The sequence below is a fragment of the Flavobacterium fontis genome (genome assembly GCF_900129405.1).
Classification (GTDB): Bacteria; Bacteroidota; Bacteroidia; order Flavobacteriales; family Flavobacteriaceae; genus Flavobacterium; species Flavobacterium fontis.
In genome coordinates this window covers 46513-68990 of sequence record NZ_FQVQ01000008.1, presented here as the reverse complement: position 1 = coordinate 68990, position 22478 = coordinate 46513, and the positions used below count along the sequence as shown (strand labels likewise).

The window sequence follows — 22478 nt, the reverse complement described above, 5'->3', positions numbered from 1 at the left end:
CAAAAGTTTTAGTTAAAATATATTTTTATCATTTTCCTGATGTCGGGAAAATGGTGTTTTTATATAATAGAATTTATTGTTTTATCTGCTTCTGTTTTGAAGTAACTATACTCTTTTACTGGAGCTTTGTATTGTACCTCTAATCCCAATTTTTCAAAATGCTTTATAGCACATCTTATTTTGTAAATCTCGCTTTCTTTTAAAGCTTTTTTGTCATTGATGTCATTCGTTCCTTTGGTTTCAATCACAAAATAAAACTCATTTTCATTGCCGTCTTTAAGGTTTTTACGCTTCATTACTAAACCAAAATCAGGCTCATAATCTCCAATCGGTGTTTTTATTTTATACCAACTTGGAAGTTTCAGAAAACAAACTACTTCCACATCTTTATCAGCATCCAATGAAAACTTTTTTTCTACATCACTATCAATTAGCATTTTGTCGAATACTCCTTTGTTAGGGGTTGCAACATACCCTTTGTCTGATATGTTTTTTACAAAGTCATTAAATTCAAATGGGAAACTATCTCCTGTTAATTCATAGTTTAATCCTCTAATCATTTCATCTAATTCAGCATTGCGAATGATTGCGGAAGCTTCGTGAATAAATCTAGGTGGATTTTTAACCACTTCTTTAAGATTGGTCAATTGTTCAAATATTTTGAACATTGAAGCATAACTCAATCCTGTATTTTCACTTAACTCTTCAATTAAATCTAGTGGAGTGAAATTTGTTTTTTGTTTTACATTTTCTGAACCTTGAAATGTGTCTTGTTTGCCCTCTTCATTGATAGAATCAATTAAAAAGCTAGATGCTTCAATGACAAAATCAGGGATTGTAATTTTATTTATCTCTTCAACAGCGGTATTAATCAAACGCTCTTCATCAAAATTGACTGTGTATTCTGTTTTTTTAGCTAAAGCAGTCCAATATTTTTTGAAAGCTTTGTCAATAGTCTCATTTGTATTTCGTTTGAATTTTACTTCATCGGTTTGAGTTCCTTTATGGTTGTGTGTCATTCCTGCACCTGCATTCGTAGTGCCATAAACCGATTTAATTTCTTCTTGATATTGTGTTACAAATGTCTCATAGGTTTCATTTGGAATAACCGTAAGTTGGTTTATACGCTCACTATCTTCAACATCAATCGCATCATATACCCGTTGCCCTTTTTGATTTACACAAATACGCAATCCTCTACCAATTTCCTGACGTTTTTTAGTTTCTGAATAGGAATTATTAAGCGTTGCAATGTTGAAAACATTTGGATTATCCCAACCAACTCCCAAAGCCGAGTGAGAAAACACAAATTGAACAGGATTTGATAAAGTAAGAAGTTCTTCTTTACCTCTTAATATCAATTCATAAATTTTGGCTTGTTCTTTTACTCCGCCCTCATTGTCTGCAAATTCGCCACTTGATTTTTGCGCAAAATAATAGCCTTGAACGCTTTGTATATGTTCATCAGTTGGAGTGTTTCCATTGTGATATTCGGGATAAACCGCTTTATATTTTTCAATAAAAAGATTTTTGATTACTGGTTTCTCTCCAATGTAGTTTGCAACCCTATCAATGAATATTAAGGATAGGCATTTAATTTCTTTTGGAGCTAATTTTTGTGATTTTGCAAAATGTCTGTGAATTAACCACTCTATTTGCAAAGCCCAAATATTCTCTAAAGTGCCTGAAATTTGTTTTTCTAAAATTTCTGCACCATTAGAAAAGGTAACAGTCCATTTTCCAGTTTTTAAACTTTTGTTGATGTTAGAAATTGAATAATTCAGATAACTAGGATTATTTGTTTTTTCTCCCAAATTATCTCCATTGCAAAGCCAACCACTAACTTTAAATTCAATTTTGTTTGATGTTTTGCTCAAATGCCAAGCTTTCAGTTTTACTTTTGGGTCTCCCTTTCCAAATTGTATGTCTACCAACTCTATTTTTAAAGTTGCTTCATCGTTTTTTTCGGTTACTGTCAAAACTTCAATTTTCTTAACTAAACCCTCTTTGTAACTATCATAAGGGGTTAGTCTATAAATTAAATTCTTAACAACTTTGTGAGTAGCCGAATAACGAATTTTATACAATGGATTAAGTTTTGCAATTTGAGTTATGGAATTATCAGTATCCATTCCCTCTTGAGGTTCATCCATTATAATTATAGGATTGGTTTTTCCAATGGCTTCAATAAAAGGAATATTATTGAATAAATCCTCTCTTTGTGCTTGGTTCAAAATTTTATCCTCTGAATTGAATGAAGCCAAAGTCATTATCATTACTTGAGGATATTGTTCCTCGATGAACTGACTAACTTTTTGAAGTTTTTTGCTGTCATATTCAAAGGCATCGGGTTTAAAACCGTAAATGCTTTCTAGTTGTTTTTCAAACGCTTTGAACGTTCCAATAATATTTTGACGAATGGCAACAGATGGAACTAAGATTATAAACTTTGTAAAACCGTATTCTTTAAAGAGTTCAAAAATAGTTTTGATGTAAACAAGTGTTTTACCTGTTCCTGTTTCCATTTCAACACAAATATCTCGTTCATTTGAAAGCTTTGCAATTTCCTCTGAAATACCGTTTTCTAGTAATACACTTTTAATGTTATTTTCAATATCAACAGTTGTAAGTTTTGTTGTGTTTGAACGAATGCCCTCAATACAAGAATTATCAAAATTATTTTTATCAGTACCATCAAAAATTTTGACTACTGATTGTATTGCGATGTCTTGATAATTAAGGTTTTCTAACTTAAATTCCATTAAAGGCTCTTATTTAATATTGAACTGTAAATATAATAGAAAAATACTATGATTTTAGTAAGAATTTAGCAAATTACTTATCGAAGTAAGTTTGAATAATCCTCTGGTAATTCTGCATCAATATCTCTTAAATATTTTTCAAGAGCGGTCATTGTAGAATGCCCAGTAACTAACATTAATTTGCTTTTAGTTTCAAATTGAGAGCTAGTTTTTCGCATTTCTCTATACAGTTTAGTGATGAAAGTGTGCCTAAAACTGTACATTCCGTAATCTTTATTCAGGTTAAAGTGTGTTTTTACAACTTCTTTAAATCGTTTTGAGAAATAGTCTCTTTTATTGTTTGGTTCTGTAACCCAATCTTGGCCAAAGCCAGTAGGAGTGAAGAGAAAACTTTCAGGGACAAAATTTGATAAATCGGGTAAATCATTCAGCAAAATTTCTGGTATAATTTTGATTTTTACTGCTTTGTTTTTGGTTCTCAAATAAAGTCTTTTACCTATCAAATCAATGTCCTTAATTTTCAATTCACAAACTTCAATAGGTCTTAAAAAGTTATATGACACAAATTTTATAAATAGTAAAAGTAACTTATCATTTTCTTCAAGAAAAGAATAAATGTCTTTCTGCATTTCAGAGGTGTAAGTCTTATTTCTTTCAGGATTTGACTTTAACACATTTATTTTTTTGACTACGTTATCGGCAATTATTTCATTGTCCTCTAAAACTTGAAACAACGAACTTAAATCTGCTCTTGTATTGTTTCTGTTTCTTGCACTTGAATTTACCAATACGTCATTCAGGTAATCATTAATAACTTTTTTGGTTATGAAAGTTATCGGTTTATTTTCATCCAAAGACTTTCTGAATTTTCTAACTCTTAATTCAAAGTTTTTATATGAAGTATCTCTAATTGTGTTCTTCTTTAAGTTTAATGCAAATTCAAAAGCTTCTTTAATTGTTAGAGTTTCGGGAATTGCAATATTTTCTTGAGGTATTGCAATGGTTTTATTTGTTATTGCAATGTTTTCAGCAGGTATTGCAATGGTTTTGCTGGGAATTGCAATGTTTTCTTTGGGAATTGCAATGCTAGTATTGTTTCCTTTTGAAGCTTCGGACTGCTTTTTATTAAGTAGCTCTTCAATATTATTGTTTGTGTTAGGATTGAAACCTTTTTCAAGTAAAAATTCTAGTGCAACACTCATTGCATTCAAGTATTCAACTCTTTCTTTTTTAGTTTTTAGCTTATTTACATTGCCTTTGATGTTTGGCATTCTTTTTAGTTTGCCAGTTTCTGCATCTCTGAAACTATAATATATGTACCAACTTTTTGACAAAGCTTTTGCTTTTTCTGACTCACTAAGTTGATTCCATAACAGAATATTTACACCGCCTGTAAAGATTTTTGGAGCAGTAAAGTCTTTTTGTTTCAACAAGTTTTTCGATTGATTAATTGGGGAATAGTGTTCTAAATCGTGTACTAAATCGTGTACTTTTTGTAAATGTAAAAATATTTTAGACATAAAAAAAACGGTTTAGAGTACCTAAACCGTTGATTTCATTACTTTCATTTTTGTAGCGAGAGGGAGATTTGAACTCCCGACCTCAGGGTTATGAATCCTGCGCTCTAACCGACTGAGCTACCTCGCCAGGACGTGCATTAACCCGTTTGTCAATGCGGGTGCAAATATATAATTAATATGAATGTCTGCAAATTATTCCTTTCAAAAAAAAATATTTTTTTTAAAGTGAAATTTCTCAAATTAATTATATATTTCGAAAAAAAAAAAATAGATTATGGCACAAAAAGTACGCTACGAGATTGAGTTCCCCATAAATTCCTCACCTCAGTTACTTTATCAGTATATTTCAACCCCTTCTGGATTACAGGAATGGTTTGCCGATACCGTGAATTCGCGGGGTGAATTTTTTACGTTTCACTGGGAAGATACCGAAGAACATGCCCGATTGGCTTCCAAAAAAACGGGAGAGAAGGTTCGCTTTAAATGGGTAGATGAACAAAAGAAAGATACCGAGTATTTTTTTGAGTTACGTATCTTGGAAGATGAAATCACCAAAGACGTTTCCCTGATGGTAGTCGACTTTGCCGAAGAAGATGAGGTCGATGAGTCCAAACAATTGTGGGAAAATCAAGTTTCCGATTTGAAGCATGTAATTGGTTCGGTGTAATTGTCTTTTACTTCCTATATTTGTCCCTCCAAAAAAGAGGGATTTTTTATGCTTAATTTCAACGGAACTTTAGTCGATCATACCACCGTTTTTTCATCTTCTAATCGTGCATTTTTATACGGTGATGCTTTGTTTGAAACCCTTCGGGTCGTTGACGGAATTCCTTGTTTTTGGGAAGATCATTACTTTCGTTTGATGGCTTCTATGCGTATTTTACGAATGCGCATTCCCAGCACCTTTACCATGGAATATCTTGAATCGCAGTTGAAAAGTGTCGTTGCTCCAGAAGGTGCTTTTCGGGTGCGCCTGACGGTGTATCGTAATGAAGGCGGTTATTACACTCCTACAACCAATGCGGTTTCGTTTTGGATTGAAGCCACGCCTTTAGCTACCGCTCATTTTATTCATGAGGAAACGCCCTGTACCGCCGATTTGTTTAAAGATTTTCATGTTCCCAACCACTTATTGTCCACACTAAAAACAACCAACCGGTTATTAAATATTGTTGGAGCCGTTTATGCACAAGAGAACGAGTTAGATACATGTATAGTACTCAACGAGCAAAAGCGGGTGGCTGAAGTGTTGAATGGAAATCTTTTCATGCTCCAAGGGAAAAAATTAATTACCCCGCCGCTCAGTGAAGGCTGTTTAAATGGTATTCTACGAAAACAAGTGCTAAAAATGGTAAAGGCCCAACCCGAATGGGAAGTGGAAGAAGCTCCGATATCCCCTTTTGAATTACAAAATGCCGACGAATTGTTCTACACCAATGCCATTCAAGGTATTCGATCTATAACCCATTACCGTAAAAAAGAGTTTGTGACCACGCAAGCACAAGCATGGACGTTACAACTAAATCAGTTAGTTTAGAATAGGATTTTCAGGCGCATTGGACCATAATACGTAGTCTCCTCCGAGTTCCAAAATTTTTTCTTTCCAAAAATCACGGGAGGACTTACTTAAAATAGTTTGCTTGTAACTATTAGCACAAACTATCCAGGACTGCGATTCGAGTTCCTGCTCCAATTGTTGTGCCCCCCAGCCGGTGTACCCCAAGAAAAAGCGAATGTTGTCTTTTTGGATGGTACCATCATTAAGCAAGGCTTTGGTACGTTCAAAGTCACCTCCCCAATAAATCCCCTCAGAAATTTCAATACTATTGGGTAACAAATCGGGTATGTTGTGAATAAAATAAAGATTGTCTTGCTCTACTGGCCCACCATTATATATCGTGAACGAAGCCGAAATGTCAGGGATTAAATCGTGTAAAGCGTACGTCAGGGGTTTGTTAAGAATAAAACCCACCGATCCCTCAGGATTATGATCTGCCAACAGAATAACCGACCGATTGAAGGAAAGATCCCCAATGATGGAAGGCTCTGCAATTAATAACTGTCCTTTTTGTAGGCTTTCGGTTGACATTATTAAGCAATTTTAACTAAAAGTACAAAAATATTTGGCATGTCAATGGTTATTCAAAAAAAAATCACGGTCGAAACCGTGATTTTTGATGATATCGGGTAACAGAAATTAGTTTACAGAACCTTCTAATTCAGCACCTGCTTTAAACTTCACTACATTTTTAGCAGCAATTTTGATTGTTTTACCGGTTTGAGGGTTTCTTCCTTCACGAGCTGCTCTTTTAGATACAGACCAAGAACCGAAACCTACCAATGAAACTCTTCCACCTTTTTTCAAAGTAGCCCCTACATTTCCTAAAAATGACTCTAAAGCTAATTTAGCAGCTGCTTTGGAAATTCCAGCATCAGCAGCAATTGCATCGATTAATTCTGACTTGTTCATAATAATAGTTATTAATTGTTGGTTAAACTTAATTGTTAATCATAACAAATTTAGTAGAAAATCCACAGCATGCAACTGATTACACGTATTTTCGATTAATTTGTTGATAACTCAATTTATTTGTTGATAAACAGCCGCCAAAAGCATCCGAATCTAGTGTTTATAGGGTCTCCCAATTACTCCACACGGCATTCCGAACTAAATTGCATGCCATTCAATACCTCTTGGGCGGTCATTTTTTTCTTGCCTGGAAATTGCAGGACTTTTATTTTTAAGTACCCATCAGTTACCACAATTTCAATTTCCTTTTTGCTTGTTTTCCACTGTCCAATCCTTTCATTGTGTGGGGTTTCAACAAAAACCGCTTCATATAGTTTAACGGCCCAACGCATTTCCCCATCAATCACATGACACCAAGCAGTAGGGAAGGGCGATAACCCTCGGATTTGGTTGTACAACTCTTTTCCTTTTTTATGAAAATCCAAGAGACAGTTTTCTTTATTCAACTTGTAAGCAGTCTTTAGATCACCCGTTTCCTTCTGGGGAACTGTGGCCACATCGCCTTGTGCAATGCGCTCCAAGGTTTCTAGCACCGCCTCTTTTCCCAATACCATCAAGCGGTCGTGTAAACTTCCTGTGTTCTCCTCGGGACCAATCGCTGTTTTTTTCGACAGTATCATGGCTCCCGTATCTATTTTATCATCGATAAAAAAGGTCGTCACTCCCGTTTCGGTCTCCCCATTGATAATAGCCCAATGGATCGGCGCCGCTCCCCGGTATTGTGGTAATAACGAGGCATGCAAATTAAAGGTGCCCCATTTCGGCAAACGCCATACAACCTCAGGCAACATACGAAACGCCACCACGATTTGCACATTTGCCTCCCAAGCCTCCAACGCCGCAATAAAATCGGGGTCTTTTAAGTTGGTAGGTTGCAACAAAGGCAGCCCTTGCGCCAGGGCATAGGTTTTGACTGCCGAAAATTTAAGCTGTTGTCCACGACCTGCAGGTTTGTCGGCAGCAGTAACCACCCCCACGACCTGCAATCCGTGTTCAACGATAGCCTCCAAGATCCCGACGGCAAATTCGGGCGTTCCCATAAATACGATTCGTAATGATTCCATTAGTTGCGCAATGAATAAGTGTTGTCGGGAAGTAAACGGATGCGCTCGGCTTCCAACAACGATTGAAGTGCAAAGATAAGCGCCTCTTCGGGTTGTGAAAGTATTTCTTGTAATTCTCTTGAACTAAACGGGCGTTGTTGCAACAATCGCAATAAGGCCTCAGGGAGATCGCCCAATTCCAGGGTCTTTTTTCGGGGCGCAATGCAGGTCGAACAGTGTCCGCAATCGGCCGCTTCTTTTTCACCAAAGTAGTCCAATAATAAGCGTTGATTGCATTGGCTCGTGTTTTCTGCATAGGCCAACACCGATTTTAACTGGGATGCCTTTAATTCGTTTTGCGCAATTAAATATTTACTCACGCGATTTATCGTATGCGCATCCTCTCGAATGGTCGTAAAGGTAAGTTGGGCATCATTGGTTTTCGAATGTACCGTCGCCAATCCTTGCAACTGAAGCTGATGCAATACCGCCAATACGTTGGTTTCTGTAACGCCCGATTTTCGCGCCACCACCGATAAATTGATGGCAGTCATTTGATCATACACCCCGGGATGCGTGCGCAAAAGAGTGACGATAATCGTCTCTTGTTCAGGATGCAAACTACTATAGCGTATCACCTCTTTGGAAGGAACGATAAATTGTAGGGTTAGCTTCTCTGAAAATTCCTGGGAAAGATTCAAAATGCCCTGCCGATCCAAAAATTGTAGTGCTTGATACGTGCGCGCTACGGGTAAATTGTATTTGACACAAAAACGGTGTAAATTAAAACCAAACGTTTCGTCTAAGCCTTCTCCGTAAGCAATTTGCAAGTCGGCACATAACTTTTGGTAGACTTGCGATAAAAACGGTTTGTCGGGTAAGACACCCAAAAATTGTTGCGTTGCCTGCAATCGATCGGAGGCATTAGCCAACAAAATGGCATAGGCTTTCGAACCATTGCGCCCTGCACGCCCCGCTTCTTGGTAATAATTCTCTAAATTGGGCGGTAGGTTAAAATGAAAAACAGTACGAACATTTGCCTTATCAATGCCCATTCCAAAGGCATTTGTGGCCACCATGACCTGTTTTTTTTCTTCCATCCACCAACCCATTTGCCGTTCTTTTTCGGCCGGCGATAATCCCCCGTGGTAAAACGTCGCCGAGATGCCCATAGCTTCCAACTGCTGCGCCGTGTGCAAACACGATTTTCGGTTGGAAACATACACCAAGGAAGGCCCAGGATATTTTAACAATACGTTTTTGGCAAACTGCAATTTGTCCTCTGGTGCATAGACCATGTAGGCCAAATTCTCTCGGGCAAAGGACTTTGAAAAGACATTCGGTTGCTCCAAAGCCAATTGCGTTATGATATCGGCTTGTACCCGCGCCGTTGCGGTTGCCGTTAGCGCCAAAAATGGAACTTTGGGAAAATGAATTCGCAAGTCCGCAATCTTTAAATAGGCAGGACGAAAATCATGACCCCATTGCGATACACAATGCGCCTCGTCAATGGCAATCAGGTGAATAGGTAAAGTTTTTAGCCGCGAAAGGACGATTTCATTTTGCAGCCGCTCGGGCGATAAATACACAAGTTTGTATCCTCCAAATTGTGCATTGTCCAGCACATCAATAAGTTCTTCTGTGGGAATGCCCCCCGTTAACGCCATCGCTTTGATGTTGCGCATTTGTAACTGCTGCACTTGGTCTTTCATCAATGCAACCAAAGGCGAAATCACCAAGACAATCCCCTCACGGACCAACGCAGGCAGTTGGTAACACAACGATTTTCCTCCGCCCGTCGGCAATAACGCAAACGTATCTCGACCCGCCAAAACCGATTCAATAATCGCCTCCTGCGGTTCGCGAAACGCCTCGTAATTCCAATAGTGTTTTAGAATATCATGTAGGTTACTCATGGATCATTTTGCAAACGAGCAACACAAAGATACAGGAATATTACAATGCATTCAGGATAAATGCCACCCGGTCGGCTACAGGACCCACGGGAACTTCAATCGGACTGTATCCAAAATGGCGGTAGGTTTCTTCTAAATGACGGTAAATCAACTGCGCCTGTTCAAAATTTTCGTAGCGCGCTTCATCACTTACATAAATGGCTTCCCACGGCGGTAAAATAAACACTTTATCATACCGGTGTCCCGCACAAGCCTCCTCAAAAAAAGCCGGGTAACTGTCCCCAATATAATGCATGTACGCCAAAATATCAGGAATCCCACGGTCGAGGAAAATAGGGGTTTGCGTTTCCTCCTGAGCCGAAACGTATTGTTTTTTTCTACCCTCAAGCAACAATTCGCTAAACAACAAAGGCTGCTCCAAAAACAGTTGCTCAATCCCTTGTTCACGCGCCTCCAACGTAATTTGACGCGATATTTCAGGGTAACAACAATGCCCATCGGCGACCATGTGCTCAATAATGGTTGTTTTTCCAGTGCCCGGCCCACCCGTGATGACAATAAGTTGAGGTTTCATTTTTTTACACAAAATAAGCCGCAAATGTATCGAATTGTCCTCGCATTTGCATACGAAAAACATCAAATTTTCGTTGTAGATAAGGTTGTTTTGGGCGTGTCCCGAAGGAACGATTCGTGCGATTTTTCGGGATACCTACCGTCGGGACCGGGCTGTCGGGAGTCGCTGCCCTCGTTCCTCGGGCGAGCTTCAACAATCCCTCCATCCCTCACGCAGCGAGAACAAAGGGATAAAAAAAGATTTTTTTGGCCTTATATAAAGAGGTGTAATTCCCTCGAAAAGCATTGAAAAACTAACCTCAAATAGCGTATATTTGCCCTTATTTAATGATGATGGATAAAAAAACGGAAGCTTTTTACATTCGCCTCAAAGAGGAATTGCAAACCACTTCTACTTGGCCGAGTGTGTATTTATACAAATTTATTGTCCCTACCGATACCCAAAAAATTCAGGCGGTAGAGAACGCCTTCGACAACCTCGGAGCCGTCATTAAAACCCAACAGTCTAAAAACGGTAATTTCACCAGTATTTCGGTCAATGTCGTCATGGAATCTCCCGACGCTGTGATTGCGAAATACTTAGAAGTTTCTACCGTTGAAGGCATTATATCCCTTTAGTATGGTACCAAAATACATCAAGGAAAATGCACACGATACCGTGCAACACCTCGAATACAACGCCGAACGATCGCCTTTATTCATTCCCGAATACGGCCGTCATTTGCAAAAATTAATCGATCACGTAGTCGCTATTCAAGACCGTGACGAACGAAACCGCGCCGCACGGTATGTGATCAACGTGATGGGGACCTTAAACCCGCATTTGCGCGATGTGCCCGATTTTCAACACAAATTGTGGGATCAAATTTTTATCATGTCCGATTTTCAATTGGATGTCGATTCGCCTTATCCTATCCCCACGCGCGAAGTCATTAACCTCAAGCCCGATCCGCTGCCGTATCCCCAGAAGAATCCTAAGTACCGCTTTTATGGCAATAACATCACCTCAATGATCGATGTAGCCAATTCGTGGGAAGAGGGTGAACTCAAAAGTGCTTTGATCATGGTTATCGCCAACCATATGAAAAAATCGTATTTGAGTTGGAACAAAGATACCGTCACCGATCAAGTGATTTTTGAGCATTTGTATGAGCTCTCTGGCGGACGCATCAATTTGTCGCAAAGTGCCGAAGAGTTGTCAACCACCACCGATTTGATTCGCACCAACAAAAAAATGTCCAATAAGGCGCAACCTCCGATGCAAAAACACAAAGGCGGGTTCAAAAAGAATTTGAACAACGGAAAAAAATTCATCAAAAAAAACAATAACAAAAACTAATAGAAAACGGCCAACAGGCTTTTTACTTCACCATGGGAACATTCAAAATTGAAGGCGGTATCCGCTTGAAAGGAGACGTTACGCCACAAGGCGCAAAAAACGAAGCACTACAAATTTTATGTGCCGTGCTACTCACCCCCGAAAAAGTAACCATCAATAACATCCCCGATATTATTGACGTCAATAAATTAATCACCCTGCTAGGAAATTTAGGGGTGAAAATCCAAAAAAACGGCCCCGGTTCAATTACCTTTCAAGCCGATGAGGTCAATGTGGGCTACCTCGAAACCGAAGCGTTTAAAAAAGAAGGTGGGTCGTTGCGCGGTTCCATTATGATTGTCGGCCCCTTATTGGCGCGTTTTGGAAAAGGCTATATTCCTAAACCAGGAGGCGATAAAATCGGACGCCGCCGCTTAGATACGCACTTTGAAGGTTTTATCAACTTGGGCGCTAAGTTCCGTTACGAGCGTGAAGACCATTTCTATGGAGTTGAAACACAAGAGCGTTTGAAAGGAACCTATATGTTGCTAGATGAGGCTTCGGTTACTGGAACGGCCAATATCGTGATGGCAGCAGTACTAGCTGAAGGTGTAACCACGATTTACAATGCAGCCTGTGAACCCTATTTGCAACAATTGTGTAAAATGTTGAATTCTATGGGCGCCAAAATTACAGGTGTTGGTTCCAATCTATTAACAATTGAAGGCGTAGAAAGTTTAGGCGGATGCGAACACCGTATTCTTCCCGATATGATTGAAATTGGAAGTTGGATCGGCCTTGCTGCGATGACCCGTAGTGAAATCACAATCAAAAACGTAAGCTGGGATAATTTAGGTGTTATTCCCAACGTGTTCCGCAAATTGGGGATTACCTTAGAGCGACGTGGCGATGATATTTACATTCCTACCCATGAAAATGGCTATGAAATCAAAACCGATATCGACGGTTCTATCCTTACCATTGCCGATGCGCCTTGGCCTGGATTTACTCCCGATTTGCTAAGTATTGTTTTGGTTGTGGCGACCCAAGCCAATGGCGATGTGCTTATTCACCAAAAAATGTTTGAAAGCCGCTTGTTCTTTGTCGATAAATTAATTGACATGGGCGCCAAAATCATGTTATGCGATCCCCACCGCGCTGTGGTTATGGGACATAACTTCAAATCGCAACTGAAAGCAACCACCATGTCATCGCCCGATATTCGTGCGGGGATTTCCTTATTGATTGCAGCTTTATCAGCCAAAGGAACGTCAACTATTCAAAATATTGAGCAAATTGACCGCGGATACGAACGTATTGACGAACGTTTACGCGCGTTAGGAGCCAATATTGTACGTGTATAAATTCATAAATTCCAATCTTTGAAATTCCAAATTCCAAAATGTAACTAGTTGTTTTGGAGTTTGGAATTTCTTTTTTGGATTTTTTTGTTAATGGAAACCTATATAATCATAATTCTTTGCATAGCAGCGTTCGCAGCGGGTTTTGTCGATGCGGTGGTGGGCGGCGGCGGGTTAATTCAAACCCCCGTAGGTTTAATTTTGTTACCCCTGGAATCGGTAGCTACCGTGGTGGGAACACTCAAAGTCCCCGCATTTAGTGGCACCTTCATGGCCGCTCGCCAATACATGCAACAAGTTACGTTACGGTTGAAGTTGCTTATTCCCATGGCTATCGTAGCCTTTTCGGCTTCTTGCCTCGGGTCCTGGTTGTTGACGCGCGTGCACAATGCCTTTATGAAACCCGTCTTGCTTTTTGTGCTTATCGGGATTGCTGGATATACGTGGGTGAAAAAAGATTTTGGGCAGCGCAGCACACCGTCCCTTTCACCGTTTAAACTAAAAATCATCGGACTCGTATTGGCGGTGGTCGTGGGGTTTTACGACGGATTTATCGGTCCCGGTACAGGTAGTTTTTTGGTGCTGGGTTGCATCGTTTTACTTGGTTTCGATTTTTTACACGCTTCCGCCCATGCCAAAGTCATTAACTTGGCGACCAATTTGGGGTCGATTCTCCTTTTTATCGCCAAAGGGAAAATTATCTGGAGTATCGCCATTCCCATGGCCTTTGCCAATGCACTAGGCGGATGGATCGGTGCCAAAACCGCCGTGGCTCGCGGAAATCAATTCATTCGTCGCGTGTTTATGCTTGTGGTAGCGGCTACCTTATTGCGTTTTGCGTGGGATGTTTTTTAGTTATTCTACGATATTCAAGAACTTCAATCCGAAAATTACGGCGTCACTCACAAAGCCGCTTTGGTAGGAACGAACATAGTCAATGCGTAGGATTTTGAACTTTTTGAATCCTAAATTATCCAAACCGATGGTGAATTCGTGATACGGTGCGCGATTGGGGACCGATAAATTATGATAGCCCAATACCAATTGCGTGTTTAGCTTTTGGAGTAATGGAATTTTATTCATCAAATAGCCTTGGTCGTTGTGCTCCATATGCAACTCAATAAATGCATCGTTGGTACTGGCACTGTAATAGGGTAAGTTATTGAAAACATTGGTGTAGCGTCCGCCACCGGCCACGTGCGTTTGATTCCCATTGAAATGCTTGAAGTCGGGAAACGCTATGTTTTCGGCATTGAAAAATTTACCCGATTTAAGGTTGTATACAAATTCCCCTTTATTACCCAAACTTAACTCTTGGTAAATTCGTGCCGATACAAAGTCAAATTCGTATTGCTTTTCACTCGCTGCAAATCCTTTTTCATACGTTACAAAAAGCGTAGGATAGTCGTCGTTCCCCATATTGAATTTTCCATCGGGTCGCGTCCAATATTTTTGTCCAAAATTGAAACGCCCTGTAAACGATGCTTTCATCAATTGATGACGGGTAAACGCTGGTGTTAATTCATCAAAAGGTAATAAAGGATTGTTGGACGTGTACAGGTCGTCTGATTTCACAGTAGCTTGAAACGTGGTATTGAATAGCGGCTTTCGATCGGCGTATTCCACATTGGCATTCAATCGGAACCCATTCACAATTTCACCACTATAGCCCACCGACAGCGCATTTTTTTCATAAAGTTTCATGAAATTGTTTTTGAAAAACGAAGAACTGATCGAGTTGATATTGTCGGTAATCGGATTGGCGGGGTTGAATTGATTGACGGTTGAGCCCCCGCTTATAAATAAAAAGGAGTTTCGAATGTTGTCAAGCTTTTGGGTGTACGAAGCCGAAAAACGCAAACGATCTTCTGAAAATCCATAATCCAAACGGGTGCCTATACTATAAAAGGTACGTTTATCTTCATTCCGTTGTGTAAAGTTGAAACCAATTTGGGTTTTCCATCCCTGAACCGTATTGAAGGCGGTATTGAAGACCGGACCTTCGTATGAAAACGAGCGGTTTTTGAATGAATTCGAATAGGTGTATCCCATCAACACATCCATCCATTTGAATTTATTTCGTTTTCGATCAATGGAATCCAAATAGGGTTGCGACTTGCGTTTGGTTTGCAGTATTTCTTTCTTAACATAGTCGGTGCTTTCCTCCGACGTTAAAGGAACTGGGCGAATGGTATTCCAAAATGCATCGTCTTTTTTGTTGGCATTCTCTTCAAACTTGAGTACTTCGGCAGTAAAAGTGCGTCGTTCGAATTGTTTGGGAAAATCAAAATTAGAATACACATAGGTAAAGCGGCCGTTGAAATTAAACCCAAACATGCCCGCATCAAAATCCAAGGTTTGCGTGTTTTTGGTCCATACCTTGGTTTTGTTGTTGTAGCTAAAACTTTGTTTAAAATGCAGGGTATTTAGTGCTGGATTTTGGGATTGACTTCCTTTAATGCTGAGGTCAATCGCATAGATGGCATAGTCCTGGTCTTCAATATAAATGTACCCTTCAAAAGCAGGTTCACTCATCCGTTTTGGGGTCACTTTAATCTTATTAATCAGGTGATTGTTTTCATCGGCAAACGATCCTTCGAAGGTATAACGGTAATAGTTGAAGGCATTGTCGGCAATAGGGGAGATGGCTTTGGCATTGATTTCAATATAGTTTTCATAAAAATCAAAGTTGGCTTGCGCCGCATTGTTAAAACTGAAGCCATTATCTTGACCACTTACTTTAGAGGCCACGATGACTTCTTTCAGTTTGTCGGGTTTTTGAAATGTGAGTTTCGACACGGTTTCCGAAAGGTATAAAATACCACTACGGGTGGAGTCGATGACTTCATCCAAGAAATCAATTTTTTGTCCCATAAACGTTTTGGGGAGATTTTTCACTCGAAAAATACCTCTAGAATAAAAATCGCAGGTATATTGACCCGTTTTGGCCCCATTGGCTTTGCGGTTGGCGATGGCTTGTTTGATAATGGCGATGGCGGGATTTACTTTTGCATCGATAACTACTTCGTTCAACTGAATGTCTTCCGTTTGCAAAACCACATCTAAGGTTTCGCTTTTTCCCGTATATTCCACAACACGCTTTTCGGTTTTGTATCCTAAAAATTGAAATAGAATGACATACGTCCCATTTTGCTTGGGATAAATTTCATAGTGGCCGTTGTCGTTGGAAGTAGTACCTATATAGGTGTCTTGTACATAGATATTGGCAAAAGCAATGGGTTGTCCTTTTTGGTCGGAAACTTTTCCTTTGATTTGGCTAAAGGTGAATGTACTCCAAAGTACAGCGAGTGTAAAAATGATGTTTTTCATAGGGTTAGTGCAATAAACTTTGAACAGCTAGGGTGTAACTTTTTAATCCAAAACCCACGATAACTCCTGCGGCATGTGGCGCAATGTAGGATTGATGCCGGAAGCTTTCGCGCGCATAGGTATTGGATATATGTACTTCAATGACTGGAGTTGTTACACCTTTAACAGCATCTCCTATACCGATAGAAGTATGCGTGTAGGCTCCTGCATTCAAAATAATAGCGTCAAAGGTAAAGCCACACGCATGGATACAATCAATGAGTTCTCCTTCGATATTGCTTTGGAAATAGTGAAAGTCCACTCCTGGGAATTGTGTTTTCAGCGCGTGTAAAAACGATTCAAAATCTTGATTTCCATACACCTCAGGTTCGCGTTTACCCAACAAGTTGAGGTTGGGTCCGTTGATAATCATTACTTGCAAAGGCTTGTTCATAGTTGTAAAAGGGTAAATTAACATCAATTTTACCTAATAAAAGTACGCTAAATCCCCATTTTGAGAAGCATTTTTCGATTTTTTCTATTTTTTCGAATTCGTTAAAAAATGCTAAAATGCGTTTAACGAATTGTTTTTGAATGGATTAATCGGATGTTGATGTTAACAACTATGTTAATAACTCCATTTTTGAGTTAAAAACTTTCCCCTAAGAATCGTTTTAACTTTGTCTCAATAATTTTAAACAAAATAGAACATGAAAAAAATTATTCTTTCTCTAGCTGCAGTACTTGCATTTTCTGCTGCTAATGCTCAAGACAAAAAAGAATCAAAAGGTTTTGGTTTTTCTGAAGGAAACGTTATCGTTGAAGGTAACTTAAGCTTCGGATCTTCTACAACTGACAACGGTGGAGCTGAAGTTAAAGAAAACAGCTTAAACTTTTCTCCTAAAGTAGGTTACTTCTTATCTGACAAATTGGCTCTTGGAGTTGAGTTGGGTGTAGGTTCTGCTAAAGAAGAAACTGGTGCTAACGAAACTACTAGCAACACTTTCAATGCTGGTGTTTTTGCACGTTATTATTTCTTAGACTTAGGTCAGCGTTTCAAAACGTATACTGAAGCTGGTTTAGGTTTTGGTTCTGGTAAAAATGAAGTTAACGGAAACGAAACTTCTTCTAACTCAAGCTTGAACTTCGGTATTGATTTAGGAATTAACTATTTCGTAACTGAAAACTTTGCAATCAACTTCGGTTTGAACAATGTATTGGGTTACAGCAACACTACTACTGAGTTCCCAGGTGGTGGAGAGACTAAAGTTAGTTCTTTCAACGGAAACTTGAATGTATTCAACAACTTCTTTGACACTCCATCTTTCGGTTTGACTTGGAAATTCTAATTGAAATACAACTATTACAGAAAGCCATCCTTCGGGGTGGCTTTTTTGTTTTGTATCTTTAACCCATGCAATGGAAAGCCTACCTTAAGTCCTATCACGATTACCTGCGTTTGGAGCGTGGGATGTCGCCCAATACGTTGGCAAGTTATCGTTTTGATTTGGAACGGCTCTGTGCTTTTTTGGCAGCACACCACCCTGAAGTTTCTCCTTTAACCATAACTTCCCAACATATTCAGGCCTTTGTCTATGCCGTTTCCAAAGAATTGAATGCGCGCTCACAGGCTCGATTGATCAGCGGACTCAAGTCGTTTTTTAATTATCTACTCGTCGAAAATCTCCGCGGTGACAGTCCGATGGAATTGATTGAAGCGCCTCGTTTGGGACGAAAACTTCCCGATACCTTGAGTACGGTTGAAATTGATCGTTTGATCGCGGCTATCGATTTGTCCAAACCCGAAGGCGAACGCAACCGGACCATGCTGGAAGTTCTCTACGGCTGTGGATTACGCGTGTCTGAACTGGTCACGTTAAAAATTTCGGACATCTTTGCGGACGAAGGGTTTTTAAAAGTAACGGGAAAAGGGAATAAACAACGTTTTGTGCCGTTGGCAACCTTCACCTTACAATGCATCGAACGGTATCGGCGAGAGGTTCGCGTTCATGTTCCTATTCAGAAAGGATTTGAAGATACCTTGTTTTTGAATCGTCGAGGGAAAGCCCTAACTCGTGCTATGATTTTTACTATTATTAAAGACTTAGCGTTGGCCATACATTTACAAAAAAAGATTAGTCCACACACCTTTCGGCACTCTTTTGCCACACATTTACTCGAAAATGGCGCCGATTTACGGGCTATACAAATGATGTTGGGACACGAATCGATCACCACTACCGAAGTATATGTTCACCTGGATCGTAGGCATTTAACCCAAATTATGCATCAATTTCACCCACGCAAGAGATTAAAGTAAATTAATTCTTACAAAACAAGTTGTTTTTCGATAGTTATATGCATTTTATCGATAAAAATGTACTTTATATCGAATCTTTTGTTAAATTTGATTTCACTTTTTTACCCCTCAAGTAGAAAAATGAACCCAAACGCCTCAAAACCTACAACTATGACCACAAACTTAGCCGCCAACCCACGGTTTAGTGCTATACAGTACAATTATCATAAGCGGATATTAAATCTGATACCCGATTTGATATTTCAAATATCGGTAACTGCTCAGCACGAGTTTTTCTTTACCTATCTCAACAAAAGCATCATTTCTTTTTTTGAAGTCAATCGCTTTGAAATTGCAGGGAATCCTTTTGAAGTCATAAAAAATCGCGTGCATCCCGAAGATTGGGATCATTTTTTGCAATCCATAATCAAAGCCAAAGACAGCAGCGATCATTGGAATCATGAGTTTCGTGTGGTACTTCAAACCCGAGGTATTTTATGGTTTAAAGCAAAAGCAACCATTGATATTGATGAAAACGGCGACGCCATATTTATTGGGAGTTTAACCGATATTACCGATATAAAGCAACGTGAGTTTCGTATCATCGAATCGGAAGCACGCTATCAATTTGCTTTAGAAGCTTCCAACAATGGCGTTTGGGATTACAATGTAGCTACTGATCGGGTTTATTTTTCCAAAGAATCGTTGGCCATTTTGGATTTTGATGTAAGCGATAATTTGGTCACCAATTCCAAGTGGGATGAGCGCATTCACCCCGACGATTATCCGCAATACAAACAAGAAATTGCAAACCATAGCAATGGGCAAACTTCCTATTTTGAGAATACCAAACGGGTACTCACCAAAAATGGGGTGTATCGATGGATTCGAAGCAAAGGAAAAGTAATCGAACGCGATGCACAAGGGAATCCGTTGCGCATTATAGGTGTGCATACCGATGTTACCTCAGAAAAAGAGGAAGAACAAGCTTTGCAAGCCCATATGGAGATTATCTCCAAGCAGAACAATCGATTGCTCAATTTTGCGCATATCGTTTCACACAACCTTCGCTCGCATACGGGCAACTTTAAGATGTTGATTAACATTATTGATGAAACGGATGATCCGCAGCAAAAAGAAGAGTGCTTTGGGTTTTTGAAAACCACTTCAAAGGCTTTGTCCGAAACCATTGATCACTTAAAAGAACTGGTAGACATTCAGAGTACGATTATTCATAAAAAAGAGAATTTGAATTTAAATGCTTTTTTAAATCATACCCTCGAACTTTTAAGTAAAGAAATTAAGGACCATAACGTAAATATCGTAAATTTGGTAGATGCTAACGAAACGGTACAATTTAATCCCGCGTATTTGGAAAGTATCTTTTTAAATTTCACCACCAATGCGATTAAGTATGCGCATCCCGAACGACAGCCTGAAATTCGGTATTCGCTTCAAAAGGAGCAGGGGAAATTGGTGTTACTCATCCAAGATAACGGCGTGGGGATCAATTTGGAAAAATACGGAGAGAAATTGTTTGGAATGTATAAAACGTTTCATCAGCATCCCAATGCGCGTGGTATCGGTTTGTTTATTACCAAAAACCAAATCGAATCTATGGGCGGTAGTATCGAAGTAGAGAGTCAAGTTAATGTAGGAACCACTTTCAAAATCAACTTTTCGAATGAAATTCAATAACATTTTTGTCGTTGATGACGATTTAGTTTACCACTTTGTCATTAAAAAATTATTTAACAAATGCAATATCGAAGCGGAGGCTCAATTCTTTTTTAACGGATTGGAAGCGATTGACGGGTTGAAAAATGTATTGAAAACCGAAAAAGAACCCGATTTAATTCTCTTAGACATCAACATGCCTGTTTACGACGGATGGCAGTTTTTGGATGAGTTTCGAAAACTGAAAAACAATATGTCGAAAGATATCACAGTGTATTTAGTCAGTTCTTCCAACGACTCCACCGACATCGACCGTTCAAAGCAATACAAAGAGGAAGTGAAGGATTATTATTTCAAACCCATCACAACCAAAGAATTTGAAGAAATGCTAACCAGCGCCAGTTAGTTTACATAAAAAAAGGGAACGCCAATCAAGGGTTCCCTTTCTTATTTTATTCTAGTTTTTCTTATTTGGCAATATTAACGGCACGAGTTTCTCGAATTACCGTAATCTTCACTTGACCGGGGTAGGTCATTTCTGTTTGAATTTTCTGTGAGATTTCAAACGAAAGTTTAGCGGCCATATCGTCGGTAACTTTTTCACTTTCTACAATCACACGTAATTCACGGCCCGCTTGAATGGCATACGCATTTTTCACCCCGTGGAATCCAAAAGCAATCGCTTCGAGATCTTTCAAACGCTGGATATAAGAATCCAATACTTGACGACGGGCACCTGGACGCGCTCCAGAAATCGCATCACAAACTTGGATAATCGGAGAAATCAAATACTTCATTTCGATTTCATCGTGGTGTGCTCCAATAGCATTGCAAACTTCTTCTTTCTCCCCATACTTTTCAGCCCATTGCATACCTAACAAAGCGTGTGGTAAATCACTTTCGGCATCCGGTACTTTTCCAATATCGTGGAGTAAACCTGCACGCTTGGCTAGTTTTACGTTCAGTCCCAATTCAGCAGCCATAATCCCACACAACTTCGCTACTTCGCGCGAGTGTTGTAATAAGTTTTGACCGTAAGAAGAGCGGTATTTCATGCGCCCTACAATTTTAATCAACTCTGGATGCAATCCATGAATTCCTAAATCAATCACCGTGCGTTTTCCTACCTCGATGATTTCGTCTTCAATTTGTTTGGTTGTTTTCGCCACAACTTCTTCAATACGAGCAGGGTGAATACGACCGTCGGTGACCAGTTTATGTAAGGATAAACGAGCAATTTCACGGCGCACAGGGTCAAAACACGATAGGATGATGGCCTCAGGGGTATCGTCTACAATGATTTCTACACCGGTTGCGGCTTCCAACGCACGAATGTTCCGTCCTTCACGACCAATGATGCGTCCTTTCACGTCATCGGATTCGATGTTGAAGACCGATACGCAGTTTTCAACCGCTTCTTCTGTACCCACACGCTGAATCGTGCTGATGATTACCTTTTTCGCTTCTTGTTGTGCCGTTAATTTGGCCTCTTCGATGGTTTCTTGAATGTGAGCCATGGCTTTGGTTTTGGCCTCTGCTTTCAAACTTTCCACCAATTGCTCTTTGGCTTCTTCTGCCGACAATCCCGAAATAACTTCCAACTGTTCCACTTGACTTTTGTGCATCTTTTCGACTTCTTGATGCTTTTTGTCTAAGATTTCAATCTTGGTTTCGTATTCTTTAGCCTTCGCCTCAAAATCGTCGTTGAGCTTTTTGGTTTTGGCCAATTCGCTAGATACTTGCGACTCTTTATCCCGAATGCGTTTTTCAACTTCAGCCATTTTTTTGTCTTTGGCTAAAATCTCTTTTTCATGCTCGGCTTTCAATTCCAAAAACTTCTCTTTCGCCTGCAGTAATTTGTCTTTTTTAAGGTTTTCAGCTTCCAAACTGGCATCTTTTAAAATCGATGCAGCTTCTTTTTTGGCATTCTTAATCAAAGCGGAGACATTGCTGCGCTCCAGCATTTTGGCGACACCAAAGCCGCCGGCTAATCCGACCACTAGGCCGATTATTACTTCTACTATACTCATGGTTTTGTAAGGTTATATATAAAAAAAGCCCACATTAGTTGCTTGTATAAACTCGTAAAGACAAGTTTTGAGCTAGCTCGCTGTTCTGGCTTCCCGTCAGGCGGGCATGCTATAGTAGCGACGATTTGCTCATTTGAATT

20 protein-coding genes and 1 tRNA gene are annotated in these 22478 nt (G+C 39.6%); 10 read left to right on the top strand and 11 right to left on the bottom strand.

The window, feature by feature from the left end; genetic code table 11:
• Positions 1–59 precede the first annotated feature (59 nt).
• The 3 genes from BUC17_RS08305 to BUC17_RS08295 form a co-directional block, all read right to left on the bottom strand.
• A complete protein-coding gene (locus tag BUC17_RS08305) occupies positions 60–2762 on the bottom strand; it encodes a restriction endonuclease (protein ID WP_073363290.1) in 2703 nt (900 codons plus the stop codon).
• 77 nt (positions 2763–2839) lie between these two features.
• Positions 2840–4282 carry a tyrosine-type recombinase/integrase gene (locus BUC17_RS08300; protein WP_073363289.1) on the bottom strand — a complete coding sequence of 481 codons (1443 nt, stop codon included), beginning with the start codon at positions 4280–4282 and terminating at the stop codon, positions 2840–2842.
• Between the two features lie 53 nt (positions 4283–4335).
• Positions 4336–4409: transfer RNA gene (locus BUC17_RS08295), tRNA-Met, on the bottom strand.
• A gap of 147 nt (positions 4410–4556) precedes the next feature.
• Here BUC17_RS08295 and BUC17_RS08290 point away from each other — a divergent pair.
• Positions 4557–4949 (top strand): START-like domain-containing protein, encoded by a 393-nt coding sequence (locus BUC17_RS08290; RefSeq protein ID WP_073363287.1) that lies wholly within the window; start codon positions 4557–4559, stop codon positions 4947–4949.
• A 48-nt stretch (positions 4950–4997) separates the two neighbouring features.
• The gene (locus BUC17_RS08285) at positions 4998–5819 is read left to right on the top strand and encodes an aminotransferase class IV (RefSeq protein ID WP_073363371.1); all 822 of its coding nucleotides are present in this window, start codon (positions 4998–5000) and stop codon (positions 5817–5819) included.
• Here the strand turns inward: BUC17_RS08285 and BUC17_RS08280 are convergent.
• The 5 genes from BUC17_RS08280 to BUC17_RS08260 form a co-directional block, all read right to left on the bottom strand.
• The gene (locus BUC17_RS08280) at positions 5811–6371 is read right to left on the bottom strand and encodes a YqgE/AlgH family protein (RefSeq protein ID WP_073363286.1); all 561 of its coding nucleotides are present in this window, start codon (positions 6369–6371) and stop codon (positions 5811–5813) included. The two genes, BUC17_RS08285 and BUC17_RS08280, sit on opposite strands and share 9 nt — an antisense overlap.
• A gap of 108 nt (positions 6372–6479) precedes the next feature.
• The gene (locus BUC17_RS08275) at positions 6480–6752 is read right to left on the bottom strand and encodes an HU family DNA-binding protein (RefSeq protein WP_073363284.1); all 273 of its coding nucleotides are present in this window, start codon (positions 6750–6752) and stop codon (positions 6480–6482) included.
• A gap of 176 nt (positions 6753–6928) precedes the next feature.
• Positions 6929–7876, bottom strand: a complete 948-nt coding sequence (fmt, locus tag BUC17_RS08270; protein ID WP_073363283.1) for a methionyl-tRNA formyltransferase — start codon at positions 7874–7876, stop codon at positions 6929–6931.
• Positions 7876–9771 carry a RecQ family ATP-dependent DNA helicase gene (locus tag BUC17_RS08265; protein WP_073363281.1) on the bottom strand — a complete coding sequence of 632 codons (1896 nt, stop codon included), beginning with the start codon at positions 9769–9771 and terminating at the stop codon, positions 7876–7878. Before BUC17_RS08265 ends, fmt begins: the two co-directional genes overlap by 1 nt.
• Before the next feature lie 40 nt (positions 9772–9811).
• Entirely contained in the window at positions 9812–10345 is a 534-nt protein-coding gene (locus BUC17_RS08260) for an AAA family ATPase (protein WP_073363280.1), read from the bottom strand.
• A gap of 332 nt (positions 10346–10677) precedes the next feature.
• On the opposite strand from BUC17_RS08260, the gene BUC17_RS08250 reads away from it, so the two are divergent.
• The 4 genes from BUC17_RS08250 to BUC17_RS08235 all read left to right on the top strand — a co-directional run bounded on the left by BUC17_RS08250 (position 10678) and on the right by BUC17_RS08235 (position 13878).
• The gene (locus tag BUC17_RS08250) at positions 10678–10962 is read left to right on the top strand and encodes a DUF493 family protein (RefSeq protein WP_143161760.1); all 285 of its coding nucleotides are present in this window, start codon (positions 10678–10680) and stop codon (positions 10960–10962) included.
• A 1-nt stretch (position 10963) separates the two neighbouring features.
• Complete coding sequence (locus BUC17_RS08245; RefSeq protein ID WP_073363275.1) at positions 10964–11683, top strand: DUF4290 domain-containing protein; 720 nt, start codon at positions 10964–10966, stop codon at positions 11681–11683.
• A 32-nt stretch (positions 11684–11715) separates the two neighbouring features.
• Positions 11716–13026 carry a UDP-N-acetylglucosamine 1-carboxyvinyltransferase gene (gene murA / locus BUC17_RS08240; protein ID WP_073363273.1) on the top strand — a complete coding sequence of 437 codons (1311 nt, stop codon included), beginning with the start codon at positions 11716–11718 and terminating at the stop codon, positions 13024–13026.
• A 90-nt stretch (positions 13027–13116) separates the two neighbouring features.
• Positions 13117–13878 (top strand): sulfite exporter TauE/SafE family protein, encoded by a 762-nt coding sequence (locus tag BUC17_RS08235; RefSeq protein ID WP_073363369.1) that lies wholly within the window; start codon positions 13117–13119, stop codon positions 13876–13878.
• Here the strand turns inward: BUC17_RS08235 and BUC17_RS08230 are convergent, their stop codons facing one another.
• Both BUC17_RS08230 and aroQ read right to left on the bottom strand, forming a co-directional pair.
• On the bottom strand, positions 13879–16353 hold the full coding sequence (locus BUC17_RS08230; protein WP_073363271.1) for a DUF5686 and carboxypeptidase regulatory-like domain-containing protein: 2475 nt from the start codon (positions 16351–16353) through the stop codon (positions 13879–13881).
• 4 nt (positions 16354–16357) lie between these two features.
• Entirely contained in the window at positions 16358–16774 is a 417-nt protein-coding gene (gene aroQ / locus BUC17_RS08225) for a type II 3-dehydroquinate dehydratase (protein ID WP_073363368.1), read from the bottom strand.
• A gap of 268 nt (positions 16775–17042) precedes the next feature.
• On the opposite strand from aroQ, the gene BUC17_RS08220 reads away from it, so the two are divergent.
• The 4 genes from BUC17_RS08220 (at position 17043) to BUC17_RS08205 (ending at position 20714) form a co-directional block, all read left to right on the top strand.
• Complete coding sequence (locus BUC17_RS08220) at positions 17043–17681, top strand: outer membrane beta-barrel protein (protein WP_073363270.1); 639 nt, start codon at positions 17043–17045, stop codon at positions 17679–17681.
• Between the two features lie 65 nt (positions 17682–17746).
• Positions 17747–18652, top strand: coding sequence for a site-specific tyrosine recombinase XerD (xerD, locus tag BUC17_RS08215; RefSeq protein ID WP_073363268.1), 906 nt, complete (start codon positions 17747–17749; stop codon positions 18650–18652).
• A gap of 150 nt (positions 18653–18802) precedes the next feature.
• A complete protein-coding gene (locus BUC17_RS08210) occupies positions 18803–20329 on the top strand; it encodes a sensor histidine kinase (RefSeq protein ID WP_073363366.1) in 1527 nt (508 codons plus the stop codon).
• Positions 20316–20714 (top strand): response regulator, encoded by a 399-nt coding sequence (locus BUC17_RS08205; protein WP_073363267.1) that lies wholly within the window; start codon positions 20316–20318, stop codon positions 20712–20714. The genes BUC17_RS08210 and BUC17_RS08205 overlap by 14 nt, the downstream gene beginning before the upstream one ends.
• Before the next feature lie 61 nt (positions 20715–20775).
• Here the strand turns inward: BUC17_RS08205 and rny are convergent, their stop codons facing one another.
• A complete protein-coding gene (rny, locus tag BUC17_RS08200; protein WP_073363265.1) occupies positions 20776–22338 on the bottom strand; it encodes a ribonuclease Y in 1563 nt (520 codons plus the stop codon).
• Between the last annotated feature and the right edge of the window lie 140 nt (positions 22339–22478).

Excerpts from the sequence above, each read along its gene's own strand:
- BUC17_RS08305 (WP_073363290.1), bottom strand. The coding sequence starts at position 2,762 with ATGGAATTTAAGTTAGAAAACCTTAATTATCAAGACATCGCAATACAA.
- BUC17_RS08300 (WP_073363289.1), bottom strand. The coding sequence starts at position 4,282 with ATGTCTAAAATATTTTTACATTTACAAAAAGTACACGATTTAGTACAC.
- BUC17_RS08290 (WP_073363287.1), top strand. The coding sequence starts at position 4,557 with ATGGCACAAAAAGTACGCTACGAGATTGAGTTCCCCATAAATTCCTCA.
- BUC17_RS08285 (WP_073363371.1), top strand. The coding sequence starts at position 4,998 with ATGCTTAATTTCAACGGAACTTTAGTCGATCATACCACCGTTTTTTCA.
- BUC17_RS08280 (WP_073363286.1), bottom strand. The coding sequence starts at position 6,371 with ATGTCAACCGAAAGCCTACAAAAAGGACAGTTATTAATTGCAGAGCCT.
- BUC17_RS08275 (WP_073363284.1), bottom strand. The coding sequence starts at position 6,752 with ATGAACAAGTCAGAATTAATCGATGCAATTGCTGCTGATGCTGGAATT.
- fmt (WP_073363283.1), bottom strand. The coding sequence starts at position 7,876 with ATGGAATCATTACGAATCGTATTTATGGGAACGCCCGAATTTGCCGTC.
- BUC17_RS08265 (WP_073363281.1), bottom strand. The coding sequence starts at position 9,771 with ATGAGTAACCTACATGATATTCTAAAACACTATTGGAATTACGAGGCG.
- BUC17_RS08260 (WP_073363280.1), bottom strand. The coding sequence starts at position 10,345 with ATGAAACCTCAACTTATTGTCATCACGGGTGGGCCGGGCACTGGAAAA.
- BUC17_RS08250 (WP_143161760.1), top strand. The coding sequence starts at position 10,678 with ATGGATAAAAAAACGGAAGCTTTTTACATTCGCCTCAAAGAGGAATTG.
- BUC17_RS08245 (WP_073363275.1), top strand. The coding sequence starts at position 10,964 with ATGGTACCAAAATACATCAAGGAAAATGCACACGATACCGTGCAACAC.
- murA (WP_073363273.1), top strand. The coding sequence starts at position 11,716 with ATGGGAACATTCAAAATTGAAGGCGGTATCCGCTTGAAAGGAGACGTT.
- BUC17_RS08235 (WP_073363369.1), top strand. The coding sequence starts at position 13,117 with ATGGAAACCTATATAATCATAATTCTTTGCATAGCAGCGTTCGCAGCG.
- BUC17_RS08230 (WP_073363271.1), bottom strand. The coding sequence starts at position 16,353 with ATGAAAAACATCATTTTTACACTCGCTGTACTTTGGAGTACATTCACC.
- BUC17_RS08220 (WP_073363270.1), top strand. The coding sequence starts at position 17,043 with ATGAAAAAAATTATTCTTTCTCTAGCTGCAGTACTTGCATTTTCTGCT.
- xerD (WP_073363268.1), top strand. The coding sequence starts at position 17,747 with ATGCAATGGAAAGCCTACCTTAAGTCCTATCACGATTACCTGCGTTTG.
- BUC17_RS08210 (WP_073363366.1), top strand. The coding sequence starts at position 18,803 with ATGACCACAAACTTAGCCGCCAACCCACGGTTTAGTGCTATACAGTAC.
- BUC17_RS08205 (WP_073363267.1), top strand. The coding sequence starts at position 20,316 with ATGAAATTCAATAACATTTTTGTCGTTGATGACGATTTAGTTTACCAC.
- rny (WP_073363265.1), bottom strand. The coding sequence starts at position 22,338 with ATGAGTATAGTAGAAGTAATAATCGGCCTAGTGGTCGGATTAGCCGGC.